The sequence below is a fragment of the Marinimicrobium hydrolyticum genome (assembly GCF_030848505.1).
GTDB lineage: Bacteria > Pseudomonadota > Gammaproteobacteria > Pseudomonadales > Cellvibrionaceae > JAVDDU01.
This window is the reverse complement of the sequence record NZ_JAVDDU010000005.1, coordinates 260542-279928: the sequence shown is the minus strand read 5'-3', so window position 1 is coordinate 279928 and position 19387 is coordinate 260542. Positions and strand designations below refer to the sequence as shown.

The 19387-nt window shown below is 54.6% G+C and carries 15 protein-coding genes; all 15 read right to left on the bottom strand.

What is annotated here, in order from left to right; all coding sequences use genetic code 11:
- Positions 1-12: 12 nt before the first annotated feature.
- Positions 13-2037, bottom strand: a complete 2025-nt coding sequence (fliD, locus tag RBH33_RS11585) for a flagellar filament capping protein FliD (protein WP_306732350.1) — start codon at positions 2035-2037, stop codon at positions 13-15.
- 285 nt (positions 2038-2322) lie between these two features.
- Positions 2323-2715, bottom strand: a complete 393-nt coding sequence (locus RBH33_RS11580) for a flagellar protein FlaG (protein WP_306732349.1) — start codon at positions 2713-2715, stop codon at positions 2323-2325.
- A 61-nt stretch (positions 2716-2776) separates the two neighbouring features.
- Complete coding sequence (locus tag RBH33_RS11575; RefSeq protein WP_306732348.1) at positions 2777-4669, bottom strand: flagellin N-terminal helical domain-containing protein; 1893 nt, start codon at positions 4667-4669, stop codon at positions 2777-2779.
- Between the two features lie 614 nt (positions 4670-5283).
- Positions 5284-5631, bottom strand: coding sequence for a flagellar protein FliT (locus tag RBH33_RS11570; protein ID WP_306732347.1), 348 nt, complete (start codon positions 5629-5631; stop codon positions 5284-5286).
- A gap of 89 nt (positions 5632-5720) precedes the next feature.
- Complete coding sequence (gene flgL / locus RBH33_RS11565; RefSeq protein ID WP_306732346.1) at positions 5721-7334, bottom strand: flagellar hook-associated protein FlgL; 1614 nt, start codon at positions 7332-7334, stop codon at positions 5721-5723.
- A 14-nt stretch (positions 7335-7348) separates the two neighbouring features.
- A complete protein-coding gene (gene flgK / locus RBH33_RS11560) occupies positions 7349-10081 on the bottom strand; it encodes a flagellar hook-associated protein FlgK (RefSeq protein ID WP_306732345.1) in 2733 nt (910 codons plus the stop codon).
- 26 nt (positions 10082-10107) lie between these two features.
- Complete coding sequence (gene flgJ / locus RBH33_RS11555; protein ID WP_306732344.1) at positions 10108-11055, bottom strand: flagellar assembly peptidoglycan hydrolase FlgJ; 948 nt, start codon at positions 11053-11055, stop codon at positions 10108-10110.
- Positions 11055-12158 carry a flagellar basal body P-ring protein FlgI gene (locus RBH33_RS11550; RefSeq protein ID WP_306732343.1) on the bottom strand — a complete coding sequence of 368 codons (1104 nt, stop codon included), beginning with the start codon at positions 12156-12158 and terminating at the stop codon, positions 11055-11057. The genes flgJ and RBH33_RS11550 overlap by 1 nt, the downstream gene beginning before the upstream one ends.
- Before the next feature lie 14 nt (positions 12159-12172).
- Complete coding sequence (gene flgH, locus RBH33_RS11545) at positions 12173-12874, bottom strand: flagellar basal body L-ring protein FlgH (RefSeq protein WP_306732342.1); 702 nt, start codon at positions 12872-12874, stop codon at positions 12173-12175.
- Between the two features lie 18 nt (positions 12875-12892).
- On the bottom strand, positions 12893-13678 hold the full coding sequence (gene flgG, locus RBH33_RS11540) for a flagellar basal-body rod protein FlgG (RefSeq protein WP_306732341.1): 786 nt from the start codon (positions 13676-13678) through the stop codon (positions 12893-12895).
- Between the two features lie 145 nt (positions 13679-13823).
- Entirely contained in the window at positions 13824-14567 is a 744-nt protein-coding gene (gene flgF / locus RBH33_RS11535) for a flagellar basal-body rod protein FlgF (RefSeq protein ID WP_306732340.1), read from the bottom strand.
- A 641-nt stretch (positions 14568-15208) separates the two neighbouring features.
- The gene (locus tag RBH33_RS11530) at positions 15209-17557 is read right to left on the bottom strand and encodes a flagellar hook-basal body complex protein (RefSeq protein WP_306732339.1); all 2349 of its coding nucleotides are present in this window, start codon (positions 17555-17557) and stop codon (positions 15209-15211) included.
- Between the two features lie 53 nt (positions 17558-17610).
- Entirely contained in the window at positions 17611-18324 is a 714-nt protein-coding gene (locus RBH33_RS11525; RefSeq protein ID WP_373568260.1) for a flagellar hook assembly protein FlgD, read from the bottom strand.
- Positions 18325-18338: 14 nt separating this feature from the next.
- Positions 18339-18812, bottom strand: coding sequence for a flagellar basal body rod protein FlgC (gene flgC, locus RBH33_RS11520; RefSeq protein WP_306732338.1), 474 nt, complete (start codon positions 18810-18812; stop codon positions 18339-18341).
- Positions 18813-18842: 30 nt separating this feature from the next.
- On the bottom strand, positions 18843-19244 hold the full coding sequence (gene flgB, locus RBH33_RS11515; protein ID WP_306732337.1) for a flagellar basal body rod protein FlgB: 402 nt from the start codon (positions 19242-19244) through the stop codon (positions 18843-18845).
- Positions 19245-19387: the final 143 nt, after the last annotated feature.

The window sequence follows — 19387 nt, the reverse complement described above, 5'->3', positions numbered from 1 at the left end:
TGAACAAACAGATTACCGCTTAGGCGCCGTAAACGGTAGGCGATCATTGATGTCTTTCAAGAAATCACCCGTGCTGTTCAGGCTGCGGATAATTTGTTCCATGGCACGGAACTGAGCTTCCTGGCGGGCTCGGAAGGCTTCGCTGCGTCGGTCTACCTTTTCCCTATCTTCGTCAACTTCCTTCAAGCTATCCCGAATATTACTTTCACGCTCGCTGAGCAGCCCAGAATTCCGCAGATAGGTGTCCATCATGGTCGCCATATTACTGCCGAAGCCGCCAGAAAAGTTCACTGTGGCTGTGGTGGCGCCCGGCGCGATCAGCATACTCAAACCTTCGGCCGGTGTTCCCACCGCGCCGCGCAAGACATTTCCGAAGCCGAACGCATCTTTGCCATTAATCGTGCCTTGAACATCCTTACCTACGACACCGTTGCCAACTTCAATACCCAATTCGGCCGCATCGGCGCCCACCGCCCTGAATGACACACGGCTTTCTCGGCCGTACATTCTCGATTCAAAGGTCAACTGCTGAGTATCTTGATCAAAAACAACATTCACGGCCGCATTAGCGCTTTTCAGATTGCTGTCCAAATTAATCAGCGTCTGCAACTCCGCTGCCAACTCCTCACCATTGTCGAACACTCGGCCTTCTGGAATCGAAATTTCAGCATCCTTTCCATTCACACGAATCGTAAAACTGTAATCTTTTCCTGTAGTGTCCAACGGGAACCCAGCCGTCACTGGGTTGGCTTGCAGGGCGCCCCGTGTGGCCTGCTGGGTAATTTCAACTTCGTAATTACCTGGCTGAGTCCGCCGACTATGGCCGGTGACTTCTACCCTAGAATTGTCCGACGATGTGGTGGGTACAAACAACCTGCGGACCATATCGAAGTTGTTGTCCATAGCCGCACGAAAATCTGTATTGCTACCGTTCTCTACGATCTCCAAGCTACCGTTAAGTTTGGTGCGAATGCCCAGGCTAGCCAATGTATTAAAGCCATCTTCAATGCCCGGCACGGCGCTACCCATCATGCCCCGAACGGTTTGCATTAGGTTTCGCGCCAAAGAGTCGTTGCGCAAAGCACCCTCGGTCCCCTCTTCTGAGTTAAACCCCGTGAGCTTGCTCATCTCTTTTTGAAAGATGTTGTACGCTTCCACAAAATTACGAATGGCTTCTTCCGCCGTGCTTCGGTCGGCGGTGATGTTGATATTGATTTCTTCGTTGGGATTGCTGTTGAAAATGTCAAACTCAACCCCATCGATCACGTCGGTAATGGTATTGCTGTCACGGGTTACTTGAAACCCGTTCAGAGTCATAATGGCGTCCAACCCTTGCTGATGTTGGGTCAGGTTTTGACTGTCAGTATTGAAGTTAAAAGCGGCTAGACCGGGCTCACCCGGTGTTTCCTCGGCGGTGATTTCCAGCTCATTGGTGGCGCCAGTGGGGCTAGTGAGCAACAACTGGTAACTGCCTTCCTTACCCACGATACTGGCCTGTACGCCGATGCCGGATTTGTTGATAGCATCCCGCAGACCCGCCAGGGTGTTGTTACTTGAATCAATATTGATGGTCGCACCGGTTTTGCTCGGATCGACCGTAAAACTTTCGTTTTCCCAGCCGCCTAAACGCAGTGTGAGGCTGCCCTCACCGATAGGGGCGTTCAGGCTTTCAAATGCTCCCGAACTCACTGAATGGGATTGAGCCACTTGCTCGATACGCAACCGGTAGTTGCCGGGTACTGAATCTGCCCCCAGCTTGGAAATGGCCATAAGGTTGGTGTTAGGGATAGCCGCCTGCTTGGCGTCAAACGTCTCCGGGTCGGCCAGTGGGCCTAGAGCGGTCTGCAGCTCGTCCATGGCGCTGCGCAGCATGCCAATACCGGAAATCTGCGCTTCCAGCCGCTCTTCTCGTGCGTCGAGGCGCTGGTCCTGGGGAGCTCGCTCCAGCTTCACCAGATCATCCACCAACTGGCGGGTGTTGATGCCGGAGGAATTGCCACCAATCTGGTTAAGTATATTTCCGACGCTATCGACCATGACGGACTCCAATGCTGGGTTTGCCTGCTACTGAGCTAGCGGCAGTTTCTGTATAAACTTTAGGCACACTTTTCAAACCATGGATTCCCGCTTGCGCGGGAATGACGATCAGCAAGTGTATGCCGTCCAGGCACTACTCAACCCTTGTCTTCCCCGCGTACGCGGGGATCCAGGAGTAGGCTCCCTCAGAGCCGCCGACCGAGCACCACAAAAAAAAGGGTGCCCACTGGGCACCCTTTCAAGAGGTTCGGCAAGCCAGCGTGCTGGTTGCCTTTAACTGCCAAACTAAGCCTGGCTACTAAAAAGCTGCACCGGTTCATTCACATTCAAGTTTCGAGCCAACTTCAGGAAGATTTCGTCAGGTATCTGCCGAATGACCTCCTTGGTTTGTCGATCCAAAACACGAACAACAGTGCTGCTCAGTTCTTCATCGTAGCTAAACTGCAGGTCCCGCTGGGTAGACTGAACATATTCGTTCATTTGCGCTACCGCAGAACGAAGGCTTTCGCGGATGTTCTCCAGAGCCTCCTTATTCTGAACTGCCGTACTGGGCTTAGCTGGAGCTGGTACCGGCGGCAAAGATTTGCCGCTTGCGCCGGCCCCGGATTTGGCAGATGAGGGTGAAGCCTGGGTGCTCGCGGTGTTGATCGCTGCACTGATGCTAGACACGTCACTCATAACCTAATCCTCTCAATGGAGATTCCGCCGGGGTTGCCCCCGGCGGAGTTCCGCTCCGTTATTACTGCAGCAACTGCAGTACTTGCTGGGGACGGGCGTTAGCCTGAGCCAGCATGGCCGAAGCCGCTTGTTGCAGTACTTGTGACCGGCTCAAGGCAGCCGTTTCAGCAGCAAAGTCGGCGTCCATGATCCGCGACTTAGCGGCAGACGTCTTCTCGCTGATGTTAGCCAAGTTAGAGACGGTGAAATCCAGGCGGTTGTTGATCGCACCCAGGTCAGCTCGAGTGTCGTTGATGGCGGTCAATGCACGGTCGATGGTGTCGATAGCGCGCTGAGCACCGGCTTGAGTGGAGATATCCAGATCGGCGATGGAGTTGCCCAAGGTGGCGGCGTCGTTGGTGACCAGAAGACCGGTATTTTCAGTGGTCGCTGCTCCACTCAAAGAGATTGACATTTCTTTGCCGTCAACTGAGTTAAGAACCAGGTTGTTATTGTCACCTACGGAAGCAACAACACCAGTCTCGGATGAGAGCTTGTTAATGGCTTCGGCAATTTTAGCGGCATGGTCGGCACCACTTGCTTGCGTCACATCTCCCGGATCGGTCCCGTCTTGCGTAGCCGTTGTATCAGCGACAGCGCCAATACTGACCCCGTTGATCACCAGGTCGCCTTCGGCGAAGCCCGCGAGAGTACTCGTGGTTCCATCACCAGCCGTGTCGGGGCCGTCGTTGATCATAAAGCCACTGATATCGCCGCCGCTTCGAGCATTAACACCAATCGCCTGTGCTGCGGCCACGTCATCGCCGTCATTCACCCCTTCGAACGCAATATCGACATTCTTAATGTTGCTGTCGGTGATGGTGAATACGAGTTGGGCTTCTTGTGTTGTACCAATTACTTGCTCGTTATTATCGGCGTCAAGTATTGGGTCACCGTCTCCGTCTACTAGTATTACGCTTCCGTCGATTCCAAGCGCACTCAACGCGGCGTCACCTGTCACGTTAATGCTACCGCCTTCGGCGTTGCTCAGAACCAAACGGCCACTGTCGTTAATTTCTGCTTTGATCTGGCCGCCGGTTTTGGCATTGATTTTGTCAACCAGCTCACTCATGCTACCGGTATTACCGATTTCGAAAGTTTGCGCCTGGCCATCTGGATCATTCAGTGTCAAGGTCACCACATCGGACCCGCGCAGCACGCCGTCACCTTCCGCACCAGCCGTCATTTCTGTAAAGGCACTAGCCTCCACGCCAGCGATATTACTGTTGATGATGGACAGGGCTTCGGCCAGGTTGTCTGCACCGCTAAGGTCACCGACAGACTGTCCGTTGATGGTCATAATAACCCCGTCTTCACCCACTTCTGGTTGCCCAGTTATGAGATTAAGCGCAGCCGCCAGCCCATCGGTAGCAGCCGCACCAATCACATCACCAGTGGTCATGCCACCAAGAGTCTTGGAGTCCATCGCACCCACTTCTACGCTGATCACCTGGTTGGACTCAGAGCCCACTTGCAGGTTGACCTGACCCAGAGTTCCGTCCAGCAGTTTTTGACCGTTGAAGGAGGTTGAGGTAGAGATGCGGTCCATCTCTGCAACCAGCTGAGCCACCTCGGCATTCAGAGTGGCGCGGTCGCCGTCTGAGTAGATGCCGTTAGCGGACTGAATGGCCAGTTCGCGCATACGCTGGAGGATGTTGGTGGTTTCCTGCAGAGCACCTTCGGCGGTTTGAATCATGGACACGCCGTCGTTGGCGTTACGGATCGCTTGATCCAAGCCACGGGTCTGTGAGGTCATACGGTTGGCAATGGCGAGGCCGGCGGCGTCGTCTTTTGCTGAGTTGATGCGGTTACCCGAAGACAGACGCTCAGTGGCCTGGTCCAGGGCGTTACCTGATTGCATCAGCTGACGCTGTGAATTCAGGGAGGCAACGTTGGTATTGATTACTAGAGACATAATGTTTCTCCTAATTTTTGTTCCTGTTCACAGGCCTTAGCAGCCGTGGGACAAGTCGGACACTGAAGCCTGGGAAAGCATGAGTGCCAGGTCTTCTGTAAAGCTTATCGACAGAAAACGGGTGGGCTTTAGAAAAAAAGTTGCTTAGGAGGGGAACTTGGGGGATATTTCTTATAAATCAGTAGGTTAGAGAGTCTCTGGATTCCCGCACTGCGGTCCGAAATAAATAATCGAATTAGCAGCTTCGTAAGCTGGCCCTCGGGCCGCGCAGGGTGAGTGTTCAGCAAACGTCGTGAACCCCTCCCTGGGGACTGCCTCAAAAGGTCCCTCTTTTGAGGCTTGCTGAACACTCACCCTGCACGCCCCTGGTAGTCTCAGACTACCGAGTTCTTTTCGCCTAGAGTGTCGTTTAGCAGAGCCGAAGGAAAGGATAGCCTGAGGCTTGAGACCCTCAGAGGCAGGAAGCCGACGCGGAGCGTACATGGACGACTCGCAGGGAAGCGAGGTGCCCCGAAGCGCCGGGAGCGCGTAGGGGCCTTATGTGCAGCGTGTCTCAAACCACCGGGTATCCGTTCCGTGCCGGTGATCAAAGTTAACAACAATCAAGGCCTTACTCAACGCCCTGCCTTACCCGCCTCATAAGCCTGAATGCCCTTCTCTGCCAATTGGCTTTCCTTGAGATCCGCACTGATCTGGGCTTTGCTCTGTTCCGCCAGCTCAACGATTTGATCATTCAGCTCTTGTATATCGGCAATGCCCTGGCGCAGCTCGTCAGCGCAGTCGGCTTTGGCCACGGCGATCAGAAACTGGCTCTCGGTCAGCACTGACAAGCCCGCTTCACGCTCGGCCAGACGCTCCTCGAAAGTGGCCCAGTCACCCGCGTGAGCCAGAGCCAAGAGCTCAACGGAGCGCTTGTGAAACTCGTGCAGCGGGGCCAGTAATGCCTCCACGTCATCGGGCATGTGAGTACACCTTATCGGGTTGTGCGGTTCACCAAATGGCTAGCAGGCTGTTGAATAACGTATTCTTACAACAGCCTGCTGGACCGCGATTACATATAGTTGAACAGTGACATACTGCTGACTTTCATAAAACTTTGCTGAGCGGCACTGAGCACAAAACTCTCCATGGCCAAGCGCGTGGACGCTTCGGCGTAATCCAGATCCTGTATGTCCGCTAGCACCTTCTCATTATGGAGTTTGGCATCCGCATTGAGTTCACGCGAACTTTCCAGTGTATTAAGCCGCGCGCCCACCTCGCCTTGTACCGAAATCACATTGGTTAAGGCATTGTCCAGGTTGGACAGCGTTTTCGCTACCACCTCGCTTAAAGCGTTCTTACTTTCTGGGTTGTCTTCCACATTGCGCATGGCATGACTCAGCCGTGACAAAGTGGTCAGCAAGCCTTGTTTGTCCGTGGTTTGAACATGAAACACGTCACCGGGCTGGGCTCGTTGGCCGTTGGTGGCAGTGGTGCCTTCGTTCTGCGTGGCAAAACCAAAAGCAGTATCTGTATCTGCTGTGCCGCTGGTGACGCTGATATCCAGACCCCGATCGGAGCTAAAGCCGAGTTCGCTGACGCTCACACCGAGGTTGGCCAGCTTGGCGCTGTTGGCGGCGGCACCGCTTCCTGGGACCGTTTCCACACTACTATTCAGCGCCGCAGCAAGCTCTGTGGCGTTGGTGACGTTGCGATCCAGCACCAGCGTTTCCGTTACACCACCCACCCGAACTCGGACGGTGGCGGGCGCTGCCGTAAAATCAACCGTTCCCACAACACCAAAATCAATAGTGGCAGGCTGAGCGGCCACGCCCGGCATGGGCTGGCCAGTGATATCAAATTGCATGCCGTGCAATTCAATGGTGTCACCGTGGCTGTATGGCTCATTGGCCATCAGCACTTTGCCGCTGGCGCGTTCGGTAATGGTGAAGTTGGCCTGGGGCGGATCCAGAGCTTCGTCAGCATTAAAGGTGATTTTTAGGTCCCGCGGATAAAACTGGTCAAACGCTTCCTGATCGATCACCTGCCCAACACTGATACCGGCCGGTGGATTCGCCCGATTGCTGCTACTGGGAAAGGTATCAAAGGTGTTGTGGCTGCTTTTAATATCCACAAACAGACGCTTACCGGAATCACTGACCGGCACTGTGACATTCTCAGAGGCCTGAAGGCGCAACTGACCTTCATCGCCGTGATACGAATAGTTGCCTCCACCATCAGCCACAAACGGTCGGGTACTGCCCTGGTGACCCGCAAAAATATACTGGCCGGAGCTGTTGCGAGTATTTTGTAGGTTAAGCAGCTCCTCAAGTCGGCTGTCCACCTCGGCGGCCAGTGCCTGGTAGTCATTCCTGGTCAGCACACCTGTGTTACCCGCTTGAACCGAAAGCTCCTTCATACGTTGCAGCAGGTTGACGATACCGTCAAGGGCCACTTCTTCCTGGTTGAGTGCGTGTTCGGCAGCACTGATGTTTTTATCAAATTGATCTGCGCGCGCCAATTCCTGGTTCAACCGCAGGATCTTTGTAGCTGCCACGGGATCGTCGGCAGGCGACAACACACGTTTGCCGGTGCTGATCTGCTCGTTGGTTCTGTTCACCGCCGACTGAGCATTGGTCATGCTAATGTTAGCGAGGTTATAAATTTGTGAGGTGGAAACGCGCATGGTTTGGCCTCTGTTTAAACCGCATTCAAGAGCGTGTCGAACAAATCCCGCGCCACGGAGATCATGCGCGAGTTAGCATTGTAAATCTGTTCGTACTTGATCATGTTGGCCGCTTCTTCATCCAGGTTCACGCCGGACACACTGTCGCGCAAACTTTGGGTTTGCTCCATCAGACTTTTGGCGGCCTGGGTATTTTTGCGCGCGGAGCCGCTTTGGGTGCCCACTTCTTCCACCAGCCGGCCATAGTCATCCCCGAAGCTCAGTTTACCGCCCATCACTTTGGCGGTTTCAAGGGCCGCCATATTCAGTGCGTTGCGGTTATCGTTGCTGGCATCCAGGTTGAAATCCACGGTAAAGGTATCGCCCGCTTGCGGCTGACCTTTAATAGCGATTTGGTAGCCCAAGTAGGAGGCCTGCGCAAACCCTACCGCACTGGAGTCGCCAAACAACTGGCTGCTTTCCGGCGCAGTGGTCATGTTCACGCCGTCCGCTAAAGTGACATCCACTCGTCCGCCCACGGTCACGGTAGACTGGTTGCCAGCGCCCGCACCCTCGAGGCGTACATTCGGGTTGCCGCTGCTGTCGTTGACATCCATGGAATTGGAGGCGTTGTTAGCCTGCAGGCGAATATCCAGATTTACCCCGGAAGACGCCACCAGTTGCAGCTCGGGCGCGCCGCTAACTTCACTGCCAGCGCTGACCGCTCGCAGGCCCAGCGCATTCAGGTTTTCGTTTTCACTGATTCGCTGTACCAGATAGTCGTTAAACGCTGCCGGGTCGGTTTGCGGATTAGGTACGCTGTTGCTGAGCACGCCATTTTGGTACTCGAGTAAATCTTCACCGTTAATGGTGATCTGAAACGGGCTGGAAAAATCTTCAGCACGAATGTTGGACAGAGTCGCACTGGTAAACGCCGTGGCGGAAACGCCCGGTACATTGGTCAACTGCTGGGCGATATGGGCAGCCGATGCGCCCGCGCTGGTATTGACCGCCTGAGTAGCCCGCTCCCCGGTATGGGGGTTTTGCCAGGAAAAACTCATTTGCTCGGCCGGGTACCCATTACTTTGAGCCGGCCCGCCCACGGCAACAGTTTGTGAAATTCTTCCATCAGGCAAGCCCATCAGCGGACCATTGCCAGCCACACGCCGCTCTCCCGGATCGGAGGCAAAAATGGCGTTGTCCCGCCCCGGAATAAAAATTTGCTCACGAATGGGCGGGTCCAACGGACGCGGATTGCTGGGATCAGAGTTGTCCAAAACCTCGTAGGTGGTGGGTGAGGTAAAACGCACAATAACCGGCGGCGATAGCTGACCCGCCTCGGCAAAGGCCGGCAAGAAATTTCCGTTCGCGTCGGTGAGGCTGAGTACCTGCCCCTGACTCACCGCACCGGTTCCCAAGTTACTGGATGTGGTGCCGGTACGCAGCGGTGCCGCCAGCGCCAGATCTTCGGTTCGGGTTAGTTGCGCCTGGATGTTTTGCGCACCATTGACTGTGGGGCGCAGAATAAAGCTGTCGCCACCCTGGAAGCTGCCACTTTGCATATGCAGAGTCAGCCCATCGAACTCGATGGTGGCAGGATAAGTTCCCGCAATAACACCTTCCTGAATCACCTGATCGTCGCCTAGGCGAGTGATGCGGTAATTGCTGGTGCCTGGAACAATCTGAAATTGGTAATCGCTGGTGGTCAGACGTGCTGTGTCAGTAATTTCCAAGGCCAGTTCCCGGTCATCCGGGCCGGCGTTTTGGCCGTGGACCACGCGCTGGCTCATAGCGGCGGGCGTGTTAATGTCCCGAAACATCAGGGCGCCGTATTCACCGTTGAGATCCAGGCCCTGTTGTTGGGCCAAGTTCATTTGATCCGCCAATACCAGCGCCAAGCGGCCGATATCGTTTAACGCCGGCGCTATGACATCCTGTTTGAAGTTCATCAAACCGCCCAGCTTGCCACCACTGACATCGTCAGAAATATTTCGCGTGCGACTGCCGGACGTCAAGTACAACTCGCCCTGCTCGCGCACTTCTACCCGGTTGGCGGTGTTGCCAAGCACCAGTGAATGGCCTTTACCCAGGAAGATGCTGACACTGCCATCGCCCTGCTTGACGGTTTCGATGCCCACCAGTTCAGCCAGCTCTCGAATGGCTTGATCACGCTGATCGAGAAGGTCATTGGGATTGCCGTGAGTGCCAGCGCTCTGCACTATGGCTTGGTTAAGTTTGGCAATGTCTCCAGCCAAACGATTGACGCTAGAGGAAACGGTCCTAAGCTCTGTGTCCACGCCGTTTTCGATGGCGGTAAAGCGGCTGTACAGTTCATTAAAGCGTACGCTTAAACTTTCCGCCTCGCTCAGCACCAATTGTCGAGCCGGTGTTGAAGAGGGATCGTCGGCGGCGTTTTGCAGTGCCGCGAAAAAGCGCTGCATACCAGCGGACAGACCGGTATTTTCATCGGCTAACAGCCGATCCAGTTTTCCAATATTGGTATTGAAGGCGTCCAGTTGGTGGAAAGCGGACGTGTCCATCACCAATTGCCGATTCACAAACTCATCGACAATGCGCTCAATCGAGCGTGTGGTTACCCCGGAGCCAATATACCCCGGCCCAATATTATTCGCGGGCCTGGCAACGTCCTCCACCCGCTGGCGGCTGTACCCCGGCGTGTTGGCGTTGGAGATATTGTGGCCCGTGGTGCGCAGGGCGTTTTGACTGGCCTGCAAACCGGAGATGGCGTTGGAAAGTAACCCGGACATACTGTGTACCTACTGGGCTTAATAAATCAGGCTTCGTTGTTAAGGTCATCCGCGCTAGCGTCGGAGGCCATACGTATGGCGTCGCTGTTTAGCAGACGCTTAATCTTATTGGCGTATTCCGGGTCCGTGGCATAACCCGCCTTCTGCAACTCTTCCGCGTAAGCGGCTGAATCTCCGCCCATTTCCAGCGCGCGTTGGTAACGGGGATTGTTTTGCAGGAAGACTATATAGTCGGCAAAGCTTTCAGCGTAGCTTTCGTAGCGACGAAAATCCGCCCGCTCCGGTGCTGCCAAACCATCGCGGTATTCCAGAGTGGAGACGTTAACGCTGTCTCCATCCCAGCGACGATCCGCTTTGATGTTGAACAAGTTGTGGCTGCTCTGCCCATCACCGGTATGGATAACGTGACGTCCCCAACCGGTTTCCAGTGCGGCTTGCGCCAACAACACATCGGCGTTGACATTCAGCGCTGCCGCCGCTTCTTCAGCGTAGGGCTTCAAGGCGGTAACAAACTCTTCCGGGGATTTAGCCATCCGGGTTTTACCACCGGTGGCGGCAGCTGGGCCGACCCAATCTCGCTGGAAGGGGTTACCCGCAGGAGCTTGGGCTTGAGACTCAGACTCAGGCGCATCAAGGTGGTGGCCGTAGGCTTGCAGCATCTGCTGATACAAGGCGTCAGCCAAACCCAGGCCACGGCCGGCGGTCATTTCCAAAGAGAGTTGCTGATCGAACATCTCCTGATGAAACTGGGTTTCACTGCTGTTCAGGAAATTGTCTTGCCCAAACACTTCATTGGCCGCGCGCATGTTCTTCAGCATTTGATGGATGAACATGGATTCAAACTGACGCGCAACTTCCCGCAGCGCTTCCGGATCGCGATCCCGCCCCATGGCGCGAATGGATTCCATGCCCTGCCCGTTCAAGTGGGTATCGCGCAGGTGTTGGACAGCCTGTGAGTTATCAATCGATTTCATCAGATCACCATTAGCTGAGCTTTGAGGGCGCCGGATTGCTGCAATGCTTCAAGAATGGCCATTAGATCCCCCGGAGACGCACCCACGTTATTCACTGAGCGTACGATGTCTTCCAGAGTCGAGCCGGGCGCAAACTTAAACATGGGGTTGGTTTCTTCAACGATTTCCACTTCCGAACCTGGGAGTATGGCTGTCTGACCTTCGCCAAAGGGCTGAGGCTGGACGGCGGCGTAGTCTTCAGAAATGGTCACGGTCAAACTGCCGTGCGTCACGGCAACAGGAGAGACACGCACATGCTGCCCCACTACGATGGTACCGGTGCGGGAATTGATAACCACTTTGGCCGCTTCCTCGCCAGGTTCAACTTCGATGTTTTCCAACAAGGAAATGAAGTCGACCCGGTGGGAAGGATCCTGAGGTGCGTCCACGGCGATGGAAACGGAGTCTTGAGCACGAGCGACGCCGGAGCCGAGCATTTCATTAATGGCTTGTGCCACGCGATTGGCGGTCGTGAAATCCGCCCGGTTAAGATTGAGTACAATCGGTGCGCCCGCGGCAAAGTTGTTTGGCACTTCACGCTCCACGGTAGCACCATTGGGAATGCGGCCAACGCTGGGAACATTTACGGTAATGCGCGATCCATCACGGCCTTGGGCACCAAAGCCACCGACGATCAGGTTACCTTGAGCCAAGGCGTAAACCTGACCGTCCGGCCCTTTGAGAGGTGCCATTAACAGGCTGCCTCCGCGGAGGCTCGTAGCATTGCTCACAGACGAAACCGTGATGTCGATGGTTTGACCCGGTTTGGCAAAAGCCGGCAGTTCCGCCTGAACCATAACGGCGGCCACGTTACGCATTTGCATGCGTGTGCCTTCGGGTACGGTGATACCAAACTGTTTAAGCATGTTATTGAAAGACTGAGTGGTAAACGGTGATTGGTTGGTCTGATCACCCGTGCCATCCAGCCCCACCACCAGGCCGTAGCCCACCAGTGCATTTGAGCGTACACCCGCGACTGTGGCGATGTCTTTGATGCGTTCCGCCTGCGCGAGCCCCGAGGCTACAACGAGGAAAAAGGCCAAGATTAAACGATGTGCGAACATAGTCGGTTCCCCGATTAAAAAGGCCAGTAAGCGCTGTTAAAGAAGCGGGACATCCAACCCATGGACTGGGAGTCCGCGAGCGTGCCGGTACCGCTGTAAGAGATCTGTGCATTGGCCAAACGCGTGGACGGCACGGTGTTGCTTTGGGAGATGTCGTCCGGTCGCACTATGCCGCTGATGCGAATAAATTCGTCACCGCGGTTAAGCGTCATCCACTTTTCCCCCCGCACCACCAGGGCGCCGTTGGGTAGCACTTCGGCCACAGTGACGGTGATATTGCCTTCCAATCGGTTGCTCTGATCGGCGCCTGCATCACCACTGAAATCGCGACTTTGGGACAGGTTGGTTTCCAAGGTATTACCGCGAAAGGTGGGCACACTGCCTAACAAGGGGCCAGCACCGAATTCCAGGCTGCTGTCTTTCTGAACCGACACTCCGGAACTCTTACTGGACACAGTGCGTTCACTCAGGGTTACCGTAATAATATCCCCAACGTTGTGAGCTTTTCGGTCGTTAAACAGTGCCATGCCGTAACTACCCTGATAGAGAGATCCGGGTGTGTTTTGTGGCAAAGAGGCCGCAGGCGAAATTGTCGGAGCGTAGTATGGATCGCCCGGCTTGGGGCGTTCGTAGGTGACGCAGGCCTGCATGCTGGCCGCCAAAAACACCAGTATTCCGAGTCTGAGTTTTGAGCCAAAAAGCCGTGAAAGTTGCATGCCGGTCACCTCACTGTGTTATAGGGTTTGGCTGATGTACTGCAGCATTTGATCCGCCGTGGAAACCACTTTGGAGTTCAGCTCGTACGCGCGCTGAGTGGAGATCATGTTGACCATCTCTTCCACAATATCCACGTTGGAATTTTCCAGGGCACCCTGCAGCAATTTACCCATCCCCTGTTGCGCTGGCGCACCTACTACGGGGTTGCCACTGGCCACAGTTTCCACGAACAAGTTGCCGCCTATGGCTTGTAGACCGGATGGGTTAACAAAGTCCGCCAGAATGATATCGCCCAACTGCTGCGGTTGAGGATCGCCGGCAAAATGGGCGTTCACTACGCCGTCCTGACTGATGGTGACCTGATTGGCGTCCTCGGGAATAACAATGCCCGGCTCAATCAGTAGGCCGTTGCTGGTCACCAACTCCCCTTGGCCGTTAATCTGCAATTGGCCGTTACGGGTGTAGCCGATGGTGCCGTCCGGCTGCAGCACCTGCAAAAAGCCACGGCCGTTGATCGCTACGTCCAATGGCTGATCGGTGATTTGCAAACTGCCTTCGGTAAATTGCTTTTGAGTAGACACCACACGTACACCGGTACCTAACTGCAAACCAGAAGGCAGCTCAGTGTCCTGAGTGGTTTGACCACCGGGCTGGCGCTGAATCTGATACAGCAGGTCTTCAAACTGTGCGCTATCGCGCTTGAAACCGACAGTGCCCACGTTGGCCAAGTTATTGGAAATCGTGGTCAGTTGTTTGTCCTGCGCACTGAGCCCGGTTTTGCTGACGTAGAGTGCTGCGTGCATGTGGGTAACCTCTGCTATCCTGTGTTCTTGTTAGGTCGTAGCGGCAAGGGTTGTCCGCTTCGGTCTTTTAAAGTTGGCGGTATTCGCTGCTGTTTCGCCTTTATTGACGGACTTTAGCCGCTTTCCGCTGGGCTACTATGACTACCTACGATATTTGCAAGAGCCGTGCCGAATGCTCTGAATTTTCTTTTACCGTGCTCATTAATTTCAGTTGCATCTCGTATTGCCGAGACAGACTGAGAATCTGGGTAAACTCGTGAATCGCATTCACGTTACTGCCTTCCAGGGATCCAGACACAACAGTCACCGCCGCGTCGGGAAAGGCGTCTCCGCCGACGATCTGACGAAATAAACCGTCCTCGCCTTTGGTCATGTTCTGCAAATCGGGATTGACCAGTTTGATTCGATCAATCTCCACCATCGCTTCCGGCCCCTGGCCTTGCGCGACTATGGACAGAGTGCCGTCGATGCCGATTTCCATTTTTTGTAGCGCCGGCAAGGCAATGGGACCATCGTTGCCCATTACCGCCAAACCAGCGCTGTTGCGCAGGATGCCGTTGGGGTCTATCGACAAGCTGCCGGCGCGGGTGTAGGCCTCGGTACCATCGGGGGCCTGTACGGCAATAAATCCATCGCCCTGAATGGCAATGTCGAGGTCCCTACCCGTCTGCTTCATGGGCCCGGGGCTAAAGTCGGTGGCCGGTGATTCGGTCAGAGCAAAGGCCCGCGTGGGATGACCATCGCCGTAGTAGACGGGCATGCTGCGCGCCTGAGCGAAGTCAGCCCGAAAGCCGTCAGTGCTCAGGTTCGCCATATTATTGGCGTGGTTGGTCTGGGCCATCATGTTGTGCTTGGCTCCAGTCATGGCAATGTAAAGTGCTTTGTCCATGGGCTACTCCGCGTGGTCAAGTGGGCATAAAGTTGCCGCTTAACAGGTGTACTGCAAGAGGGATGCCAAGAACAAAATAATGGGGTTCAGAGGTATTGGGTAGCTGGGGGGATGGGAGTAATTTGAAAGTGTCGGGAAAGGATATCTTGCGGGTTGAGACAGGTTGGCTGTAGTTCCGAGCGAGTCATGGAGGGGCTCGGTAAGGGGTACAGGGGTTCGAGACACGCGGTAAATACATCCCTGTAGCTTGTTTCGGGCATCCATGCCCTCTACAGTCCCGAACCCCTGTACCCCTCACCGAGCTTGAGCTTGGGATGCTGATTTTGAGTTCGTATGACGATGGACTTGGGTTGTACTTTTGTTTGAGGATGTAGCCAAGCTCAAACTGAGCGCCGCACTCGCAGTTACCGCTGAGCCGGGAGGGGAATCTAACTTCCGGGACTGTAGAGGGCAGGACGCCCGAAACAAGCTACAGGGATGTATTTACCGCGTGTCTCGGAAGTTAGATTCCCCTTCCGGCGGAGTAACCTTACAAAGCTCCAAGCTTGCCACGACTAAAAACAAAGCTTTGAAGTGTCAGTGAAGTCAATAACGCGAAGAACCACTGATCCGGGGCTTACCGCCCCGGATCAGTGATTTAACTAGCGAAGGTTAATAATAGTTTGAGTAGTCTGGTTAGCCGTCTCGATGGTTTTTGAGCTGGCCTGGAAGTTGCGCTGGGCAATGATCAGGTTCACCAACTGCTCCGACAAATCCACGTTGGACTCCTCAAGAGCACCCGCGGTGATGCTGCCCAGAGACGCCGTGCCAGGACCACCGATCACCGCTTCACCGGTGGCGGCGGTCTGCGCCCACATGGTATTACCCACCGGACGTAAACCTTCCACGTTATTGAAGTTTGCCAGCGCCACTTGCCCAAGCACCTGAGCCTCGCCATTGGTAAAGCGGGCAAAAATGATCCCGTCTTCAGCGATATCCAGGCCTGACAAGCGACCCGTGGTATAACCATTCTGACTTTGTGACTCGACACCGAACTGAGCGCCGAACTGAGTAGTGGAACTCAAGTCAATTTCAAAGTTTGAACTGGTGGGCGGATCCTGAACGGGTATCTGCCCACCTTGCAATACATTCAATGGGCCTAAAGCACCGGCGGCCGTACCATCCTCACTGCGCGGCCTCCAATTGGATACCAGCATAGAATCGGTCAATACCGTGTTCAAACTACCATCCCGATTAAAGTGTACATTGTACGACGCCATAGTCGGCTCAATGTTTTGCGGAGAGGGTAGCGTCGGATCCGGATCACCCACGTTCTGACCATCAACTTGCACGTACATCACCCAGTGATTCGGTGAAGTGGAAGCATCGCTCGGATCGTACGGCTGGCGAACAAAATACTGCTCCAGTGTGTGCGCATTACCCAGGCTATCGAAAACCGTAGACGTAGTAGCGTGGTTGTAAGTGCCCTGATCATTAGGGTCAAACGCGTTGATGGGCATGGGTGTAAAGCTGGCATCAGTCAAGGGCGCAAACAAGTTACCCACCTCCGGCGAGGCGCTGGCAACACTGTACCCTTCAGCCATCACCAGAGAAATATTACCACCGACAACGGCGGCATCGTTCCGGCTATTGACGGTCTGAGTACCCGTGCCGGAGCGCCCCGCCACCTCAATGTTACCGGCTGGTTGGCTGCCACTGAACCCAAAACGAAGGTCCGTGCCGACACGGGATACAATCTCCAGGTCGCCTGTTGTATTCACTTCAGCGGTTATGCTTGCCAGAGAAGAAGTACTGAGATTGTTAATCTCATTGGCGATGCCGTCCAAGGTAGTCGCGCTCAAGGTCACACCGTTAAGCGTCAAGTTGCCGTTACTGTTATCGAAGGATCCGGCCATGATGCGCGCCTCAGTGCGTGCAGAAGCGGTGATACCCCCGAGCGCGTTTAGCTCCGAGGCGGACTGAGCCGCAGAAGCACCGCGTTCACTGGTAAACGTGGAAGTACTGCCGTCGGGACCTTCGAATTCAATGGTTTGCGCCAGATAGCCGTTATCCACTGCTCGGATACCCGCCACGGAGGCAGGCGCTCCGGAGAGTGCATTGGATAAGTTGTTGGTACCCGTAACATTACTTAGATCAATATTGGAGCTAACACCCGTGGTTAGGTCTCGAAACTCCAGATTACCAGCATTCACAACGGCCTGAGCATTAATTGGAGCCGCCGCGCCGAAGATCGCACTGTTGATTAAGTTTGCAATATCTTGCATGGAGTTGGCAGTGGAACTGTCCAGCACCACGTTAACCGTACCGTTGCCAGAAGCGGGCGAGGAACCTGACAGAGTGATATCGAAACTGGTGGGATTAGTGCCGAAATTGATGGGCGTAGTGACTGCGCCGACGTTCATTGTGGTGGTGGTAGCCTCCCGCAAACCGAATTGTGGAACGCCGATAGCGGCACCATCGGTCTCAAAACTGGCCCCCACCGTCTCCAACACCGCTTCGTTGGCATTGAGATTAAAGCTGCCTTGAGTCAGAGTGGTTTGCCGAGGCGCCTGAGTGCTGACATCCACCCGCAGGTTGCTCAGAGTACCGCCAAGGTTGCCATTGGCATCGGCGGAAAACCCCTGCAGATTGGCGCCGGTATTACTGACAACGAAACCTTCGTTGTCAAGGCCAAAAGCACCAGCACGCGTATAGAGGCGATCACCTGCATCGCTAAGGACAAAGAAACCTTGGCCATTCACCGCTAAGTCCAAGTCATTGGAGGTGAAATTGCGGTTGCCCTGACTGAATTGCTGACGAATGGTTTGCAAGTTGACGCCGCTACCGGGACTGTTGCTACCGCTACCCAAAATGGAACCCGCGTATACATCACCAAATTCCGCCCGCGAGGATTTGAAACCCGTGGTGCTGGCATTGGCAATGTTATTACCGGTCACTTGCAGGTCGGTATTCGCGGCGCGTATGCCGCTAAGTGCAGTATTGAAAGGCATAACCCTATCCTCGCTGGTCAGTTACGGCACGAGGTGTGCCACAACAAATAAAATCAGTTAAATTGTTTTACGTCGGCGATATTAACGGCACCGATGCCTGCCAAATTCAGGGTCAACTTACCATCGGCCCCCATGGTCACACTGTTGACGTTGGCACTGAGCGCGGTTTGCATTTGCTGTTGTTCACCGTTTTGGTTGCCCATCACTTCAAACCGGTAATCGCCTGCTGGCATTGGTTGCTCCGCCCGCCACTTCAGAAGTTTTCCATTGACTTCCATATTTTGTCCGTCCCAACGGAAAACCATCTCTCCCCTGGGTTGGTCGCCTGCGGGCACCTGAGCGACCAACGAACCTTTGTCGTTGTAGATATTGATCGCCACCCCGCCTGTAGAGCTCTCAAGTAGAGCGCTGCCGGAGACAATGCCGCCTTCCATCAGCTTGGTGGTGTCCGTTTCCACTGAAACCGAAGTACCCACCAAAGACGAAGCCTGCAATGCCTGATTGGACATAAAATTGTTGGTAAAACCTTCGAAGTTTTTATTCAGCCGCTCCAAACCTTCCACGGAACTGAACTGCGCCAACTGGGCGACAAACTCGGTGTTATCTTGGGGTGACAGAGGATCCTGGTGATTCATTTGCGCGATCATCAGCTCCAGAAAAGCGGTTTGCCCCAAGCTGTTATCAGTCTTTTCCTTTTGGTTCTTTTGAGTGATATTCAGATGACTGAGTATACTGCTCACGGGTTTGTCATTATCAACCTGACTCACGGCTCAGCTCCTTTTTATTGGCCCAGGGTCAGCACGCGCTGAACCATTTGTTTGGCGGAATTCATGACCTCGACGTTCATTTGAAAGGAGCGTGAGGCGGAAATCATATTGGTCATTTCTTCCACCGGGTTAACGTTGGGGTAAAACACATAACCTTCTTCATTGGCCTGGGGATGATTGGGCTCGTAACGCGGCTGTAAAGGCGCATCGCTTTCAACAATACCCATTACCCGGACGCCGGCACTACTGCCGTTGTCGAAACCGGTATCAAAACCCGCGCCCATATGCCCGGCCTGCCGCCCTTCCATACCCAGCGCCATGGCCCGCTGCTGAATGCTGGCGAAGACGGCGTGGCGACCGCGATAGACTTGATCCGCACTGGAGCTGGCAGTCTGAGCGTTGGCGAGATTACTAGCGGTAGTATTAAGCCGAACGCTCTGGGCGTTCATGGCAGAACCGGCAACGTCAAAAATATTTCCAAGGGCCATGATGTCTACTCCGGGTCACGTAAGTTGGGGTTATTCACCGCGCAGGGCGCTCATCAGCCCTTTAAAACGGCTGTTCAAGAAGGTGAAACTCGCTTGCAGTTGCAGAGCGTTTTTCATGTATTCGCTGTGCTCCACCTGCTCTTCCACGGTGTTACCGTCGATGGAAGGCTGGTGCGGCGTCCGGTACAGAACTTCCGGACCTGTCTGGCCGGAAGCGCCCAGTGAGAGGTGGCGGGCATTGGTGGCACGCATGGTGAACGAGCTATTGGCCCCAGACTCATTGGCCAGTACTTGCCTAAAGTCCAGGTCACGGGCCTTAAAGTTTGGGGTATCGGCGTTGGCCAGGTTGTTGGCCAGTACCTCGGCACGCTTGCCGCGCAGCTTCAGAGCCGATTCGTGAATACCCAACGCTGATTCAAAAGAGATTGCCATTTGCTTTACGTCCATTCCGGTTTAACGGTGTTGTAGACATCAAAGCAAGCGCTGTGCCAGAAGTGGAAAATTGCTGCAGGCGACTGATTTAAAAGGAATTTCTTTAACTTAGAGAAGGAAAAGAGGCGTTTGAGGAGGGGATA

Bases quoted from the DNA above. Each gene is read 5' to 3' on its own strand.
- flgB (WP_306732337.1), bottom strand. From the start codon at position 19,244: ATGGCAATCTCTTTTGAATCAGCGTTGGGTATTCACGAATCGGCTCTG.
- RBH33_RS11550 (WP_306732343.1), bottom strand. From the start codon at position 12,158: ATGTTCGCACATCGTTTAATCTTGGCCTTTTTCCTCGTTGTAGCCTCG.
- flgL (WP_306732346.1), bottom strand. From the start codon at position 7,334: ATGCGCGTTTCCACCTCACAAATTTATAACCTCGCTAACATTAGCATG.
- fliD (WP_306732350.1), bottom strand. From the start codon at position 2,037: ATGGTCGATAGCGTCGGAAATATACTTAACCAGATTGGTGGCAATTCC.
- flgH (WP_306732342.1), bottom strand. From the start codon at position 12,874: ATGCAACTTTCACGGCTTTTTGGCTCAAAACTCAGACTCGGAATACTG.
- RBH33_RS11570 (WP_306732347.1), bottom strand. From the start codon at position 5,631: ATGCCCGATGACGTGGAGGCATTACTGGCCCCGCTGCACGAGTTTCAC.
- flgF (WP_306732340.1), bottom strand. From the start codon at position 14,567: ATGGACAAAGCACTTTACATTGCCATGACTGGAGCCAAGCACAACATG.
- RBH33_RS11580 (WP_306732349.1), bottom strand. From the start codon at position 2,715: ATGAGTGACGTGTCTAGCATCAGTGCAGCGATCAACACCGCGAGCACC.
- RBH33_RS11530 (WP_306732339.1), bottom strand. From the start codon at position 17,557: ATGCCTTTCAATACTGCACTTAGCGGCATACGCGCCGCGAATACCGAC.
- flgJ (WP_306732344.1), bottom strand. From the start codon at position 11,055: ATGAAATCGATTGATAACTCACAGGCTGTCCAACACCTGCGCGATACC.
- RBH33_RS11575 (WP_306732348.1), bottom strand. From the start codon at position 4,669: ATGTCTCTAGTAATCAATACCAACGTTGCCTCCCTGAATTCACAGCGT.
- flgG (WP_306732341.1), bottom strand. From the start codon at position 13,678: ATGCACGCAGCACTCTACGTCAGCAAAACCGGGCTCAGTGCGCAGGAC.
- flgC (WP_306732338.1), bottom strand. From the start codon at position 18,812: ATGGCCCTTGGAAATATTTTTGACGTTGCCGGTTCTGCCATGAACGCC.
- flgK (WP_306732345.1), bottom strand. From the start codon at position 10,081: ATGTCCGGGTTACTTTCCAACGCCATCTCCGGTTTGCAGGCCAGTCAA.